This window comes from Labrenzia sp. 5N (assembly GCF_012395805.1).
Classification (GTDB): domain Bacteria; phylum Pseudomonadota; class Alphaproteobacteria; order Rhizobiales; family Stappiaceae; genus Roseibium; species Roseibium algicola.
Genome location: NZ_JAAZTM010000011.1, coordinates 45641 through 61223 on the forward strand (window position 1 = coordinate 45641; position 15583 = coordinate 61223).

Sequence of the window (15583 nt, forward strand, 5' to 3'; positions counted from 1 at the left end):
CCGGCGTGATGCAGATCATCGAAGTTTGGACCGCAGCAGGAAAGACTGCGGACAGGAAATGGGCAGGAAACGGGAAACGACATGAGCGGTCCGACTTCACTCGATGGAACCTACGATTATGTGATCGTCGGGGCCGGAACGGCCGGCTGTGTTCTGGCAAACCGGCTGACCGAGGATCCTTCGGTCAAGGTGCTGATTCTGGAAGCAGGCGGTTCGGACAATTATCACTGGGTGCATATCCCGGTCGGATATCTCTTTTGCATCGGCAATCCGCGCACCGACTGGATGATGAAGACAGCCAGCGAGCCGGGCCTCAACGGACGCAGCCTGGTCTATCCGCGTGGCAAGGTTCTGGGCGGCTGCACGTCCGTCAACGGCATGATCTACATGCGCGGCCAGGCGGCGGATTACGACCATTGGCGTCAGCTTGGCAACGTCGGCTGGTCCTGGGATGATGTGCTGCCCTATTTCCTGAAGTCGGAAGACCATCATGCCGGAAAGTCAGGTTTGCATGGCGGTGGCGGTGAGTGGAAAGTCTCCAAGCAGCGCCTGAAATGGGAAATCCTCGAAGCCGTTCAGAAAGGCGCACGGGAGTTCGGTGTCGAACCGCGTGCGGATTTCAATGACGGCAGCAACGAAGGCAGCGGTTTTTTCGAGGTCAACCAGAATGGCGGCGTTCGCTGGAACACGGCGAAAGGTTTCCTTCGCCCGGCACTGAAACGGCCGAACCTGCGCTTGATCACCCATGCCGAAACCAGGTCGATCCTGTTGGAAGGCAAGCGTGCAGCCGGTGTTACCTTCACCGTGAAGGGGCAGGAAAGGACCGCGCGGGCGGAGCGCGAGGTTCTGCTGGCTGCGGGGGCGATCAATTCACCCAAGATCCTGGAGCTTTCCGGCATCGGCAATGGCGCGGTGCTGTCGCAGCACGGCATCGAGGTGAAGCATGAACGTGCTGGCGTTGGCGAGAACCTGCAGGATCACCTTCAGATCCGAACGGTCTACAAGGTCAAGAACGCCAAGACCCTGAACACCATGGCCAACAGTCTTTTCGGAAAAGCCTCGATTGCGCTTCAATACGGGTTGATGCGATCCGGGCCCATGTCGATGGCACCCAGCCAGTTCGGCATGTTCACCAAGTCAGATCCGTCGCTTGAAACGCCGGATCTCGAATATCACGTCCAGCCTCTCTCGACCGACAAGCTCGGCGACCCGCTGCATCCGTTCCCGGCAATCACGGTTTCGGTGTGCAACCTTCGTCCGGAAAGCGTTGGTGCGTCACATATTCAGAGTGGTGATAGTGGGCAGCAACCCGACATAAAGCTGAATTACCTGTCGGCGGAAAAGGACAAGCTCATTGCCCTCAAATCCGTACGTCAGGCGCGAGAGATCATGACGGCCAAGGCCTTGCAGGCCTACCAGCCGGAGGAAATCCTGCCGGGGCCTCAGGTCGACAGCGACGAGGACCTTCTGAAAAAGGTCGGCGATATCGCCACCACGATCTTCCACCCGGTCGGAACCTGCCGGATGGGTCCGGACGAACAGTCGGTTGTCGATCCTCAGCTGAAAGTTCGCGGTCTCGATGGCCTTCGGGTTATCGATGCCTCGATCATGCCGAAGATCGTTTCCGGCAACACGGCTTCGCCCGTGGTGATGATCGCGGAAAAGGCGGCGGACATGATCCGGATGGAGCAACGGGGCTGAGCTTTTTTGGGTTGGAATAAATCGACGGCGGCCCTTATGAGCCTCTCTGAACATTGCCCACCCACTGCCTCATCCTGAGGAAGCGTGTCAGCGCTGTCTCGAAGGATGGGCGGCATATTCTGGGCAAGCGGCCCATCCTTCGAGACGGACCTGACGGTCCTCCTCAGGATGAGGGGGAAGTTGGTTGGGCTGAACTGAGTCGAGCTAACTTAAGCTGAGCAGACCTGAATTGAGCTGCTTGCAAGGTGTCCGGCAAACCTCTGAAATTTCACACCTAATCCGCCGCCTTCACCCGATACGGAACGATACCGCGTTGGCCTGAATCGATGAAAGGTTCCTTGTCGACGGCCGGGAAGGCGCGCTGGTCGCAATTGTCCCTCGGGCAGATGCGGCAGTTGACGCCAATGGGCTCGGGCGAGGAGATCTCATCGACTGCAAGTCCGTCGGCATAGACCACCGCATCGGCATATTGCACCTCGCAGCCGATACCAAGCGCGTAGCGGCGCTCGCCGCTGCGGTAGTCCGGCTGGTGTTTGGTGATGCTGGTCGCCACGCAAAGATAGCGTACTCCGTCAGGCATCTGGGCGACCTGCGAGGTGAACTTGTTTGAGTTCTGTTCAAAGGCCTGATGGACGTTCCAGCGCGGGCAGGAGCCGCCGAAGCGGGCGAACTGGAACCGGGTTGCGCTGTGGCGTTTGACGACGTTGCCGGCCCGGTCGATCTTAACGAAGTAGAACGGCAGACCTTTGGCGCCGGGGCGCTGCAGGGTCGACAGACGGTGGCAGACGGTCTCGATACTGGCGTCCAACCGGTTGGACAGAAGCTGGATGTCGTGCCGGGTTTCCGCAGCGGTTTTCAGGAAGTCGTCATAGGCCAGGATCAAGGCGCCCGCGAAATAGTTCCGCAAGGCCAACCGCGCGATGCTTTCCGCCGACTTGGTCTTGAACCTTGCCTTGGTGACCTCTTCCGAAATGAGGTCTCGTACACACAGTTCGGCGACGACTGACCCAAGCAGGAAGCTCTTGGTCGATTGCGGAATGGCACTGTAGAGCGCGATGGTGCGGGCGAAATCGTCCTGACGGATCAACGTGCCTCGATAGTCCGGAAATTCCGTGACTGATATACCGAAGCGTTCCTGAAGCCAGGTGGTCAGGGCGGTGAACTTCGAAGGGGCTTTCGAAAGTCCGATCTCCAGCGAGAGCTTCTCTGCGGCCCGGTCGATGCTGTCGACGTAATTGTCCATGTAGTGGAAATAGTCGCGGACCTCTTCATAAGCGGATTTCCGAGGTCCGGGACCGCTTTCCGGACTGCCGCCGAGCTGGACCAGATCGTCCTCGTTCGCTTCCCGGTCGTGATAGGTCCGCAGCGCGCCGTAAAGATCCATGATCGCCTTGGTGACGCCTGGTGCCCGAGTGACCAGCTCATGCACTTCCTGCCGGCCGACGGAGGCTGTCAGAAACTGGGTGTCGGCGAAAATTTCCTGAAGATCCTGCACCACCCGGTCGAGGTCGTTCTGCTCGAAAGCCGACAGATCGACGCCAAAGATCCTGTTAATCGTTAGCAACACCGAGGCGGTGACCGGGCGGTTGTTGTTTTCGATCTGGTTCACATAGGCGGTGGACAGGCCGATTTTCTTTGCAAACTCCACCTGGGAAAGGCCGAAATCCGAGCGGATTTGCCTCAACGTGTGGCCGGAATAGAGTTTTTTGCTCACGCTTGGCATCCTTCAGGATCAAATTGCAAAACTTTAACATTATGCAGTATGCATTTTAACATTTTACAATAGCCGGATAATCATGAAAAGTCCTGCCACCACGGAGGAATACAAACCCAAGGAACATAGTGATGACCGCTCATTTCGCCTTGCCGACAAGTTCCGCAGTCAATGGTAGCGCCGGCCCGTTCGCCGCAGGCATCCGTTGGCCGATCAACCTCACCGACCTGGTGACGCCGCGCCAGCTGGAAATCATGGTGAAGCTGTGCGAAGGCAAGGTGAACAAGCAGATTGCCTATGAGCTGGACGTGTCGATTGCGACCGTCAAAGCGCATATCCGCAATGCGATCACTCGTCTCGGGGCGAAAAATCGCACCAATGCGGTTGCCATCGTCGCTGCCAACAGCGCGATTTTCCAGAACGCAGCCGCCTGATCTGGTGACAGACCAGCCTTCCGGACATCCAGCCAGAAACTTGTGGGTGTCCGGAGGTGGGTCAAACTGAAATACCGGTGCAGCCAGCTCGACTTTGTTTGATCAGGCGTGCGTCTGACAGATTGTGCAAGCCCCATCGACCGCGGCATAACGCGAGAAAATAACCGCGAACCGCAGCCAGTCTGACGGCGAGACCGCCGTCAGTCGCTCGCATTTCGTCGAAAACCTGCTCCCCGACACCACTGAACTTACGAGCCGGACGTTTCCGGCAAACTATCAGGCTGTCCGCTTGATCATGGATGTGCGGATGCTTTCCACCTCCGCGGCGAGGAAGTCGCAAAAGTCCTTGGCGACAATGGAAATCGGCCGGTGGGTCGGTGTGAGGATCGACAGGCTGTTCTGAATGCGCGGCCGGAACGGACGAAAGACGATCATGGGCGGGCCCATGCCGAGCCGACCTTTTTCCTGCGCGTTGTAGGCCGTGATCATGTCGCACATCAGGGCGCAGAGGCCTGCTTCGACGAAGCGGAGCCCAAGCCAGGCCGTCTGAAGTTCGAAGCGCTGGTTGAAACGAACTCCGGCATCGCGAAAACGGGCGAGTGTCTGCCGGTGGCTGCGATGTTCTGAATGAAGCAGCGCCAGCGGATATCCATCCAGTTCAGTCGGGGTAATGACTTCCTTCGAGGCCAGGGGATCGGTCGCGGGGATCGCGCACATGCATTCCAGGTCGAAGTCGATCTGGTCGAAGGAATTTCGGGCTCTCGGTGTTTCTGCAAATCCGATATCGAATTGCTGCGCGGCGATCAGTTCCTCGATTTCGGCTGACGTTCTGCTGGCCAGGGCAACCTTGACGCTTGGCTTGTCGGCAATGAACTTCGACAGGCTGTTGGGCAGGAAATCGGCCGTCGCTTCCGGTATGCCTGCGACCCGCAGTTGGCCGTGTTCCCGGTTGGCGAGACCGCGCAGGGTGCGCTTGGAAATTTCCAGCCGCTTGAGAATGGCTTCCGCTTCTTCCAGGAAGAATTCCGCTTCCGGTGTCGGAACCAGTCGGCCTTGCTCGCGAACGAACAGTTTCAATTCCAGTTCGGTTTCAAGACCCGCGATTGTGGAGCTGACTGCAGGTTGCGTCCGGCCAAGCGTACGCGCGGCTTCAGAAATCGAGCCACTTCGCATGACCTCTCGAAAGGTCGCCAGTTGCCGAATAGAAAGATTCATGGTTCTGCGAGAACCGCCCTCTCAAATCTCCACCTTTATTAATGTGTCGCCTAAACAGGTGCAGGTCAACACATGCAGAGAATTGTTGTGTATTCTTGTGGGTTTAGCTGAATAAACGCAAATAATACCTGCTTCGATTCCGTAATATTGCTATATTACGAAATCGAATGCTTCCCTTTGCGTAAGCTCAAGCCGTCCCGACAAGCTCGGGACGATTTCCGGCTGGTCTCAAGGTGCCGGTGACCAGAGCCTTGCAAGATCGAAGTTGTTGACGTCCTCAAGCAGCTCGATAAAGCCGCGTGCTGCGTGATCGAGCGATTGCCGACCCTTTTCAGCCGTGGCCAGCGAGGCGTTGCCGAGCGCGCCCGTTTCGTTTAGATCCTGCGCCTTCCATCCGTATTGGGCTTTGCCGTGGCCACGCAGATGCTTGAATTCCTGCAGGTAGGTTTGCTGTTCCGACGGAAAATCGGTGGCAAGCTCCATGCGGACAAGATCAGGACGCAGATGTAACATCAGTGATGTTTCGATGTCGCCGCCATGTATGCCGTAGGTGAATTCCGCGTCGGCATACAGCCCGTCGGGCTGACCGAACCGCAGCCAGTTGGTGGCGGTGACGAACATGTCGTGTTTCACGCGCAGCTCCCGCGCCACGATATCCAGAACAGGAACGTTGCCGCCGTGGGAGTTGATCAGCACAAGTTTGCGAATTCCGGCACGAGCGACGCTTTCGCCCAGCTCTAGCCAGGCGCGTGTGACCGTGTCCCAGGCTAGGGTCAATGTGCCGGGTGAAGAGATGTGTTCGTCCGATTTGCCGACGGCCTGTACGGGTAGGAAAGTGACAGGCAGACCAGTGGGCAGAAGCTCGAGTACCCGCTTGACCTGACCTTCTGCAATCGTCGTGTCCGTCGACAGTGGCAAATGCGGGCCGTGCTGTTCGATGGCCGCAACGGGAAGAACCGCGATCCAGTCTTCAACTCCTTGCGACTGAAAGTCGAGGGTTGTCATGTCTTGCCAATAAGGCTTGGGCAGCATGGATCCGTTCCGCTTTGAAGATACGTCACTTTCTCCTTTGCATAGCGTGTCCGGGCAGGCAAGAGGCGGTAGCAGAACGGCCATTGAGCGAGTGGGTCTTCACGAACTTATGATGCTGGATTCTTAACCGGTGTTTAGAATTTGCTGACGCCTTTTTGGGACAATTCGCGCCATGATCGGCGCAATCCTGTCAAATACGCCGGCAACGATCCTAAGAGGAAGCGGTGTCGCGGCCGAACGCGATCCTGGTTCTGGGGAAAATACCCAGGGCCGGGACCAGGCTTCTGCGCGTGCAAGCCAGGCAAGTGCCCAGGCAATCTCTGCCCGTGCCGGCAATACGCCGACCTTGACCGCACAAGCCGTGATCGCCCTGCAGGAAGTCGACGGTTCTGCCGATGCGCCAGGTAGATCCCGCCAGGCAACTGCACCCGGAACTCCCGAGAGCGAAGAGACCGAGACCGGAACGCCCGCAAATTCGGCGCCTGCTGGCGACAGTGCTGATGCTGAGGCCGAAGCCGCCAGCGGTGGAGCTGGTCAGGCGCAGGATGATGCTGCAAAGGACGAAGATACTGATGGCGACGGCCTTGACCAGGCCGAGGAAAAGCAGGTCGACAAATTGAAACAGCGTGACCAGGAAGTCCGTGCCCATGAGCAGGCACATGCCCGTGTTGGCGGTGCTTATGCCGGGGCGCCCAGCTACACCTTTCAGCAGGGACCGGACGGCAAGCGGTATGCCATAGGGGGCGAGGTCCAGATCGATACCTCCAAGGAACGCACACCGGAAGCCACGATCCGCAAGATGCAGGTTGTCATTCGCGCTGCGACCGCACCTGCCGATCCGTCTTCTCAGGATCTGAAGGTGGCGCAGCAGGCAAGGGCCCAGATTTCCGAAGCGCAGGCAGAAGTCCGGCAGAAGAAGTCGGAAGAACTGTCCGGGGATGATGACGACGGGAATGTCAATTCCGCCTCCGGTCCCGATCTTGAGACTGTCGGTGCGGACAGCACGACTGGCCGGAACAATTCTGGCGGCTCGGATAGTGCCGAGACTGTTGGCGGAACGAGCGGGGACAGGGCCCGGGCGGAAACCGCTGCAGCCATTTCCGCCTATCAGTCCGCAGTGGAGCGGACCAATGAAATCCAGTCCCGTCTGTCCGGGCTGGCCACTTGAGCCAGCAATCCTGGTCCTGCACAGAATCGAGACCTGGCTGCAGGCATTTTTTCCTATCGCGGAAGCTGGTTTAAGGCGCTGCTTATTTCACCCGGAATGATGCTTGTCAGGCTGGCACTTGCGTGACAGAAAGACGGCTCCCTTTCGGGCGCTCGCCCTCCCAGAAAATGTTAGCTCCATGTCAGTTTCAATTCAGCGCCAAGCCATTGCCGCGCGTCGTGTCGTTTCGGCGATCTTCTTCATGTGCGGAACCAGTATCGGTACGTGGGCATCGCGAATTCCCAATATCAAGTCTGCAACCGGGCTCGATGAAAGCGGCTTCGGCATTCTTCTGCTTGTCATGGCTTGCGGTGCGTTTGTCGCCTTTCCCATTACCGGAATGCTGATCGACCGCCTGGGCGCGGCCCCCATGACAAAGTTGCTGGCGGTCGCCAACATCATCAGTTTCGTTCTGATCGGTCTTTCGCCCAACGTGGCCTTGCTGACAGCGGCATTGTTCCTGGCAGGGCTGAGCATTGGTGCGCTGGATATTTCCATGAACGGCTGGGGTGCTGAAGTGGAAAAGGCGCTGGAGCGTCCGATCATGTCCTCCTATCACGGGCTGTACAGCCTGGGTGCGGGTGTTGCTGCCCTGGCCGGCGGGCTTGCGATCATGGCGGATCTCAGCGTGCTGTCGCATTTTGTCCTGTGGGGCATCGTCGCGGCGCCATTCCTTGTCTGGTATTGGCGCCAATCCTGGCCGCAGACCAAGACGGAAAACGAAGATGGCAGCAAGGCACCGCTTTTCGCTCTGCCCAAGGGGGCTCTGGTGCTGGTCGGGCTGATGGCGCTGGTGGCAGCGCTGGGCGAAGGCGCAGTTACGGACTGGGCCGCGCTCTATCAGATCGAGGATCTTGGCATTGCCGAGTCGATCGCGCCCGCCGCTTTCACGATTTTCTCTATCGCCATGGTGATCATGCGCCTGTCCGGTGACAAGGTGATCGCCCGCTTCGGGCCGGTGCCGACAGCACGGGTCAGCGGTATCGTCGCGCTGCTCGGGTGCATCCTGCTGGTCTCCGGCGCAGGTCTGTGGTCTGTGTGGGCCGGCTGTTTCGTGATGGGCCTTGGATATGCGGTGCTGTTTCCGCTTGCCATGTCGCGGGCAGCCAGTGATCCGCACATGTCGAAAGGGGCTGCCCTTGCGGCCGTTGCGACACTTGGCTATGGAGCTTTTCTGTTCGGTCCGCCGCTTCTGGGCTTTGTTGGCGACTATCTCTCGCTGAGAGCGTCGTTCATCACCGTTGCGGTGCTGACGGTTGCCATTCCGCTGCTTGCAGGGGCGCTCAAGGTCAAGGACTGACGGGCACTGTGGAGACGGTTCACATAACGGGAACGCTGGAAGCGATCACATGACGTCACACAAGAAGGCCCCCGTCGTCGTATCCCTGAACGGTATCGGCAAGGTTTTCGAAAACGGCACAACCGCGCTCGACGATTTCTCCCTGGATGTGCGTGAGGGCGAATTCGTGTCCCTGCTTGGGCCATCCGGGTGCGGCAAGTCGAGTGCGCTCAGGATCATCGCCGGATTGTCCGATCCCAGCACGGGCACCGTTTCCTGGCCGGCGGAGCGAAGCGGGCAGGAGGAACATGAGCTCGGGTTCGTGTTCCAGGAGCCGACCCTGATGCCGTGGGCAACGGTTTTTGCCAATGTCTGGTTGCCACTGCGGTTAAAAGGCGTATCTCGCCAGGCTGCCCGGGACAGGGTGATGGAAGCACTTGCGACCGTCGGACTGGCCGACTTTGCCGAAGACTTTCCCCGTCAGTTATCCGGCGGCATGAAGATGCGGGTCTCGATTGCCCGGGCGCTTGTCACCCGGCCAAAAGTTCTTCTGATGGACGAACCCTTTGCCGCGCTCGATGAAATCACCCGGTTCAAGCTTAACAACGACCTGCTGCACCTGCAGAAGACCTTCGGCTGGACCGTGCTTTTCGTGACGCATTCGGTATTCGAATCCGTCTATCTCTCCAGTCGCATCGTGGTGATGGCCGCGCGGCCAGGCCGGGTGATACGCGAGATGGAAATCGACGCACCTTACCCGCGAGAAGACAGTTTCCGGACCTCCGCCGAATACAGTCAATATTGCCGTGAGGTTTCCGATGCGCTGCATGGTGCACTGGAGCCGGCTGACGCGCTTTGAAAGGCGTCGGATGTCCGTTAGTGGTCTGTATCACCGTTCGACAGAGGCACTTCAGCGGTCGGTGCATCAAAAGTTAGCTGGATAACAGGCGCCAAGTCTGCGCAGTCTCAGTAAAATCGACTTTTCCCGGGCGAGTGTCATTTGACGGTTAAATACTCCCGCTAGGGTTCCGCCGCATCATTGATGAACGTGATTCGAGTTGATTGGAAGACGGGGTTGCTGCGATGGCTTTTAATTACAAGAAAAGCATAACGTTTCGACTGGTTCAGGCGGCGAAGGCGCAGCGGGCCCGGTCCGGGGCGCATCTCATGCGAATCGGGCTGCACCCCGGCCAGGAACTGGTGCTGAAGGTTCTGGCAGATACGGACGGGCGCACAATGAGCCAGCTGGCTCTCGCGCTTGGTGTGCAGCCGCCCACCGTCACCAAGATGGTGACCCGGCTTTCCAGTCAGGGATATGTTCGCCGCCAGGTTTCCGACACGGACGGCCGTCTTGCCCGCGTTTATCTGACCGATGTCGGCCGTGAACTGGTGCTGTCGGTGGACAAGGCCTGGAAGCGTCTGGAACGGGAAGCCATGTCCGGTCTGGAGGACAAGGACCGCAAGAAACTGCGGAAGCTGCTGCGGCAGGTCGAGAAGAACCTGTCGATTTCCGTCGACGACGACCCGGAACACGAGGCCGATTTCGACACAGACGGCGATGAAGTCGCGGAAGCCGAAGCCAAGGAAATAGACAAGGCCAAGACGAAGGAACTTTCAGTGGCCTGATCCGCGTCTGGCTGCCGAATCTCCCGTCAGCCGCCAGATGGCACCATGTGCAGGGCGGCCGGGAAAGATTACAAATCCGTCATTTGAAAAGGGGCGTTGTGCTTCTTACCTCCGTCGCAGCCAGACTGGCACATACGGAGGATGCACACATGCAACTGAGGTATCGGACGATAAACGAGGACCGCGGTGCCCGCCGGGCAGCAGAGCTGCGAGACCGGTTCCGGCACGTGTCGGATGCTTCCATCAACCACCCGCAATTCGGTTTGAGACACGGTGCGCAAGCCCGCACCTGGAGCGAGGTCAAATCTCGTCAGTCTCAATTTCAGGAGCTCATGGCCTGGAGTGTGCTGGCGGTGGTGATGGTCTTCATCGGATTGATGATGCTCTAGACATCGCTGCCATCCTGGCTGAAACCGACCGGTGACGCTTCGGAGAAAGCGGCACCGGCACGAGATGAACACGCGGCGAACGGCTGGACCGTTCGCCGCTTTTTTGTGTCTACCGGCTATGGCCCATCTGGGGGATGCAGGGCTCTGCTCTCCGGCGCTAGAGCATTCGCGTTTCACAAACGGTTGATCCGGCTTATGAAGATTGTCGAGGACGTCGCAAGCAACCGCTGTGGTCAACAGCAACTGGGGGAATGTCATGAGTGTCGCGGTGACTGGCGGGAGAAAGAATTGGCTCGGGCAATCCACAGCCGTCAGGCGCGGCAAAGCTGCCCGGCTCTCTGCGACGCTGGATCACGGCAAAACCCTCCGGCCTTTCCTGGCATTCATTGTCCTCCTTGCCGGAACAAGTTCAGCGGCAACCGCGCAGACGCCTGATCCCGAACCGAAATTGCCCGCGGGTCTTGAAGCCGAGATTGCGTCTTGCAAGGCGGATCCAGCGAACCGGATCGGCGGCGCCGCGATTGGCGAGTGCCTGGAGGACCGGGCAGCGGAACGGCGGGCGGAACTGGACCGCAGACGCGAAAAACTCGCTGAACGGCTCTGCAATCCGGCGCATACGAAACAGCTGTTTGAAGGTGGAAAAACCTGGGAGGCGCTGCGCCAGAGCGAATGCGGATTGCTTGGCAAGCTCCCGGGAAATACCGCGTCCTATATCAACATGGCGTCCTGCGAGATGACGCTGGCACTTCAGCAAAGCGAGGCGCTGGCTTTACTGGAGGATTTTGCCAATCCGTGGTGCCCTTCCTACGAACTGGTCGAAGACGCAAGCCGGAAGGGCGAGCCGGTGCCAGGGGAAGCGGTCGAGATTGTGGGCAGCTCCCTGTCGTGGACATTCGAGCCCACGCCAGACGCCCGGATCGTCGTGTCGGACAGTGTGTCCGGAGAGGTCGTTCCACTCGATATCTCTGGCTGCTCGTTTTGTTCGGGTGATGCGGACAATTGCGAGCAGGACGGTATCTACACCATGCGCGAAGACCCGGAACGTCCGCTTTTTGTCGCGGTTTGCCACAAGGGTGCACATTCCCAGCGTCTGACCCTGTTCGACCCGGTTGTCCGGGGCGCTGAACCCGTCGTCGAGAGTACGGGCGAATATTTCATCGAATGGCAGATTCAAAAGGGACGGCTGGAGTACCTGCCGGACGGGGCAGGGGACGCAGTCTGGCCCGAATACGACTGACCAATCGCTGTCGGCTGGACTGCGTTCATTTGAATGCAGTTTCCAGTTCCTCCAGCAAGGCCTTGATCCGCCGCACCCCTGACCGGCCTTTTGGATAAACAGCCTGTAGCCCGGCGGGGGGCAGCTCGAATTCCCGCAGCAATGGCACGAGTTTGCCCGCTGCCAGGTCTTCAGCAACATCCCACTGGGACTTGCGGGCAATCCCGAACCCGGCGAGACACCAGTCGCGCACCAGCCCGCCGTCATTTGCCGTGCGCCGTCCACTGACCGGGCAGCGCACTATCTTGCCGTCGATCAGGAACTGCCAGGAATTGTCGGGCTCGGAGCCAAAACGCATCAGCAGGCAATCATGCCGGGCAAGGTCCCGGGGATGGTGCGGACGGCCATGGCGTTCCACGTAGGACGGAGCGGCACAGACAATCCGGGCGTTGGCCGCAAGCTTGCGGACGATAAGTGTTGAATCCTTCAACTCGCCATACCGGATCGCAACGTCGTACCCCTGCGAGGCAACGTCCACGAAACCGTCACTCAGGTGAAGATCGATCGTCACGTCCGGATGAGCTTCCAGAAACCGATTCAGCACAGCCCGAAGGCGTGTTCTGCCGAGGTCAAGCGGTGCCGACAGGCGAATGGGTCCGGCCAGTCTTTCCGCGCCTAACCGGATACGGACATCCAACTCTTCCGCCTCGGCAAGCAGGCGGCGGGCGCCGTCCAGCAGCAAACGTCCTTCCTCGGTCAGACTGAGGGCGCGCGTGCTCCGTGTCAGCAACCTGACGCCGTAATGAGCCTCAAGCGCTGCCAGCCGCTCGGACGTCGTAGCGGGGGAATAGCCCATCTCCCTGCCCGCGGAGGCAATGCCTCCCGTTTCCGCAATGCGCACGAACAGCGCGAGATTGTCCATCATTATTCGAAAATTCCGAATTTAGGTTTCGGAATTGTCTCAATTACCTGGCCTTGCCGCAAGCATTAGGTTCGTGGGCAACAAAGGCAGTCCGATGATTGCTGCCGGAAAGGAAACGGGATGCTGCTCGATCATATCACCATCAGAACCCACGATCTCGTGACGACACGTGCCTTCTTCCTTCAGGTCTTCGACGATCTGGAGGAGCGTCCGCGTCCTCGCCGCATCCGCCAAATTCCGGGGCACTGGCTCTACTACGGCAATGAACCTCTCATTCATCTGATCGGAATTCCTCCACACGCCGAAGAGGATCGGCAGGCCGACGGCTGGGACCACATCGGTTTCCGCCTCGAAGGTTACGAGGCCTTCCGGGCAAAGCTGGAACGGCTCAGCATTGCCTATTCCCCCATGGAGCTGTCGGAACTGGGCGAGCGTCGTCTGTTCTTTCGCACGCCCACCGGTCAGCTGATTGAAACCGTCTTCCGGGAAACCGACCAAAGGAGTGCGTGAGATGGCATTTACCCAGGAAACAAGAACCGTGGTCATTGGCGGCACATCCGGCATCGGAAGTGCCGTGGCCGATGCGCTGGCACGCCGGCCGGGAGAGGTCTTGCGCGCAGGGCGCTCCAATGGTCTGGACGTTGAAGACCCGAAAGAGGTTGCTGTCTATTTCGCCGCGATCGGTCCGGTTGACCATGTGGTTTTCACGGCCGGCAGCCAGGCACCGGGTGGACCCGTGTCCGGTCTTGATCTCGAGGCAGCCAAAACCGCTTTCGACACGAAATTCTGGGGTGCGGTCGCGGTGGCGCAAGCCGCGGCCAAGCATGTTCGACCGGGCGGTACCATAACATTCACCAGCGGTTTTCTGGCGCGGCGAACGGTTCCAGGAACCTTTGTGAAAACCGCAATGAATGCAGCGCTGGAGGCAGGTGCCAAGGTGCTGGCGAAGGAGCTTGCTCCCGTCCGGGTCAACGTCGTCAGCCCGGGCCTTACCGATACATCCGCTTACGCCGCAATGGATCCGGCCGCCCGGACAGCCATGCTGAACAAGGCTGCAGAGACCCTCCCTGCCGGGCGGTTCGCAAGACCGGCGGATGTGGCGGCAGCCTATCTCCTTCTGATCGACAACTCTTCCATGACCGGTGCCGTGATCGATGTTGACGGCGGCGCCCTGATCAACTGACGTTTGTGAAAGGACTTTCCATGACCAGCCTGTTCGACCGATATGACCTCGGTCCCCTTGCCCTGCCGTCACGTATCGTGATGGCTCCAATGACGCGCTCGCGCAGTACGCAGCCGGGCAACGTGCCCAATGACATGATGGCGGACTATTACGCCCAACGGGCAAGCGCCGGGATGATTGTCAGCGAGGCCACGCAGATCTCATCACAGGGCCAGGGTTACAGCTTCACTCCCGGCATCCATTCGGCGGAACAGGTCGATGGCTGGCGCAAGGTGACGGACGCCGTTCACCAAAAAGGCGGACGCATGGTATTGCAGCTCTGGCATGTCGGCCGCATGAGCCATGCCCAATTCCAGGGTGGAGGTCAGCCGGTTGCTCCCTCGGCCATCGCCCCGGGTGCGTCCATCTGGGCGGTTGATCCGGAGACCGGGCAGGGTGGCATGATCGAATGTCCCGTTCCGCGAGCACTCACGGCTGAAGAGATTTCTGCCATCGTCGAGGACTACCGGACAGCTGCAGCCAACGCCAGGGCAGCCGGGTTTGACGGTGTCGAGATCCATGCCGCCAATGGGTATCTGATCGACGAATTCCTGCGATCGACCTCCAATCGGCGGACGGATGCTTTTGGCGGCAGTCAGGAAAACCGCATCCGGTTTGCGCGGGAAGTGGCCGAAGCCGTTTCAAAAGTCATGGGGGCGGAGCGGACCGGCATTCGCTTTTCACCCTTCATCACCCAGCGCGGCATGGACGATCCGGCCGCACCTCAGACGATCCTGAAGCTCGTCGGGGAACTGGACAAGATCGGTCTTGCCTATGTTCATCTTGCCGAGGCCGATTGGGACGACGCGCCTGAAACGCCCGAAAGCTTCCGGGCAGCCTTGCGAGAGGCCTACTCCGGTACCGTCATTGTTGCCGGCGGCTATACCAAGGTGAAGGCAGACCGGATCCTTGCAGATGGATATGCGGACCTCGTTGCCTTCGGTCGTCCTTTCATCGCGAACCCGGACTTTCCGCGCCGCCTGGCGGACGCAGTGCCGCTTGCCGATTTCGATGGGTCGACGCTCTTCGGTGGTGATGCCGCAGGTTACACAAGCTATCCGGTGGCAGCATGACCACACCAATGAGCAAGGCAGAGATTGCAATGGCGACCGACAGGGTCGGGACGCATCTGGTGTCGGAAGAAAACGGCGTGAAAGTCTGGCATCTCCGACTGGCGCCGGGCGAGACACTGCCTGCCCACCGGCACGAGCGGCCGTATTTCTGGACCGTCCTGACCGATGGCAAGGCCGTCTCACGTCAGGCGGATGGCCGCATTCTGGACGTGACCTACAGGGCGGGTGATACCCGGCATATGTCGGATCTGTCGCCGGATACGGTCTTCGTGCACGATCTCACCAACACGGGCGAAGCAGAACTTGTTTTCGTGACCGTCGAATTCGTTCGGTAAACGGGTTTCGGCAGACAGGACAAACGGAATGGACGATACCTGTTGCTTTGCTGCTGGCACAGGATTGTCCTTTTCGGCGTCTGCAGCCGCATCATGCGGCGTATACTTGTGCGTTTATTTTCAGCTTGAATGACGCTATAATTGTGCCCTTGGGTTCTGAAGCCTGGGAGAACGTGCGGTTGGCCGTATTTTGACCGACAAGACGCATGTTCTCATCC

The 15583-nt window shown here is 59.2% G+C and carries 16 protein-coding genes; 12 read left to right on the plus strand and 4 right to left on the minus strand.

The window, feature by feature from the left end:
• Window positions 1-81: 81 nt before the first annotated feature.
• Window positions 82-1701 carry a GMC family oxidoreductase N-terminal domain-containing protein gene (locus HEP89_RS11400; protein ID WP_168692077.1) on the plus strand — a complete coding sequence of 540 codons (1620 nt, stop codon included), beginning with the start codon at window positions 82-84 and terminating at the stop codon, window positions 1699-1701.
• A 274-nt stretch (window positions 1702-1975) separates the two neighbouring features.
• On the opposite strand, the gene HEP89_RS11405 is transcribed toward HEP89_RS11400, so the two are convergent.
• On the minus strand, window positions 1976-3415 hold the full coding sequence (locus HEP89_RS11405) for a helix-turn-helix transcriptional regulator (RefSeq protein ID WP_023003698.1): 1440 nt from the start codon (window positions 3413-3415) through the stop codon (window positions 1976-1978).
• 131 nt (window positions 3416-3546) lie between these two features.
• On the opposite strand from HEP89_RS11405, the gene HEP89_RS11410 reads away from it, so the two are divergent.
• Window positions 3547-3849: a LuxR C-terminal-related transcriptional regulator gene (locus HEP89_RS11410; RefSeq protein ID WP_077291702.1), complete on the plus strand. Its 303-nt coding sequence runs from the start codon at window positions 3547-3549 to the stop codon at window positions 3847-3849.
• Between the two features lie 276 nt (window positions 3850-4125).
• Here HEP89_RS11410 and HEP89_RS11415 read toward each other — a convergent pair whose 3' ends face one another.
• Together HEP89_RS11415 and HEP89_RS11420 are read right to left on the minus strand one after the other, a co-directional pair.
• Entirely contained in the window at window positions 4126-5064 is a 939-nt protein-coding gene (locus HEP89_RS11415) for a LysR substrate-binding domain-containing protein (RefSeq protein WP_031270575.1), read from the minus strand.
• 228 nt (window positions 5065-5292) lie between these two features.
• Window positions 5293-6096 (minus strand): creatininase family protein, encoded by an 804-nt coding sequence (locus HEP89_RS11420; RefSeq protein WP_077291703.1) that lies wholly within the window; start codon window positions 6094-6096, stop codon window positions 5293-5295.
• Between the two features lie 172 nt (window positions 6097-6268).
• Here HEP89_RS11420 and HEP89_RS11425 point away from each other — a divergent pair, with 172 nt between their 5' ends.
• The 6 genes from HEP89_RS11425 to HEP89_RS11450 all read left to right on the plus strand — a co-directional run bounded on the left by HEP89_RS11425 (window position 6269) and on the right by HEP89_RS11450 (window position 11834).
• Window positions 6269-7264: a putative metalloprotease CJM1_0395 family protein gene (locus HEP89_RS11425; RefSeq protein ID WP_077291704.1), complete on the plus strand. Its 996-nt coding sequence runs from the start codon at window positions 6269-6271 to the stop codon at window positions 7262-7264.
• A 178-nt stretch (window positions 7265-7442) separates the two neighbouring features.
• Window positions 7443-8603 (plus strand): MFS transporter, encoded by a 1161-nt coding sequence (locus HEP89_RS11430; RefSeq protein ID WP_077291705.1) that lies wholly within the window; start codon window positions 7443-7445, stop codon window positions 8601-8603.
• Window positions 8604-8652: 49 nt separating this feature from the next.
• Window positions 8653-9441 (plus strand): ABC transporter ATP-binding protein, encoded by a 789-nt coding sequence (locus HEP89_RS11435; protein WP_062486936.1) that lies wholly within the window; start codon window positions 8653-8655, stop codon window positions 9439-9441.
• A 224-nt stretch (window positions 9442-9665) separates the two neighbouring features.
• Entirely contained in the window at window positions 9666-10208 is a 543-nt protein-coding gene (locus HEP89_RS11440; RefSeq protein ID WP_077291706.1) for a MarR family transcriptional regulator, read from the plus strand.
• 149 nt (window positions 10209-10357) lie between these two features.
• Window positions 10358-10597 carry a hypothetical protein gene (locus HEP89_RS11445; protein ID WP_077291707.1) on the plus strand — a complete coding sequence of 80 codons (240 nt, stop codon included), beginning with the start codon at window positions 10358-10360 and terminating at the stop codon, window positions 10595-10597.
• 256 nt (window positions 10598-10853) lie between these two features.
• Window positions 10854-11834 carry a DUF1311 domain-containing protein gene (locus tag HEP89_RS11450; protein WP_168692078.1) on the plus strand — a complete coding sequence of 327 codons (981 nt, stop codon included), beginning with the start codon at window positions 10854-10856 and terminating at the stop codon, window positions 11832-11834.
• A gap of 25 nt (window positions 11835-11859) precedes the next feature.
• Here HEP89_RS11450 and HEP89_RS11455 read toward each other — a convergent pair whose 3' ends face one another.
• Window positions 11860-12738 (minus strand): LysR family transcriptional regulator, encoded by an 879-nt coding sequence (locus tag HEP89_RS11455; RefSeq protein WP_208997637.1) that lies wholly within the window; start codon window positions 12736-12738, stop codon window positions 11860-11862.
• 117 nt (window positions 12739-12855) lie between these two features.
• Between HEP89_RS11455 and HEP89_RS11460 the strand changes: the two genes are divergently transcribed.
• The 4 genes from HEP89_RS11460 to HEP89_RS11475 are packed head-to-tail and all read left to right on the plus strand — an operon-like array spanning window position 12856 to window position 15365.
• Complete coding sequence (locus HEP89_RS11460) at window positions 12856-13245, plus strand: glyoxalase (protein ID WP_077291710.1); 390 nt, start codon at window positions 12856-12858, stop codon at window positions 13243-13245.
• A 1-nt stretch (window position 13246) separates the two neighbouring features.
• The gene (locus HEP89_RS11465; protein WP_077291711.1) at window positions 13247-13918 is read left to right on the plus strand and encodes an SDR family oxidoreductase; all 672 of its coding nucleotides are present in this window, start codon (window positions 13247-13249) and stop codon (window positions 13916-13918) included.
• 20 nt (window positions 13919-13938) lie between these two features.
• On the plus strand, window positions 13939-15030 hold the full coding sequence (locus HEP89_RS11470; RefSeq protein WP_168692079.1) for an alkene reductase: 1092 nt from the start codon (window positions 13939-13941) through the stop codon (window positions 15028-15030).
• Window positions 15027-15365 (plus strand): cupin domain-containing protein, encoded by a 339-nt coding sequence (locus HEP89_RS11475; protein ID WP_168692080.1) that lies wholly within the window; start codon window positions 15027-15029, stop codon window positions 15363-15365. Before HEP89_RS11470 ends, HEP89_RS11475 begins: the two co-directional genes overlap by 4 nt.
• Window positions 15366-15583: the final 218 nt, after the last annotated feature.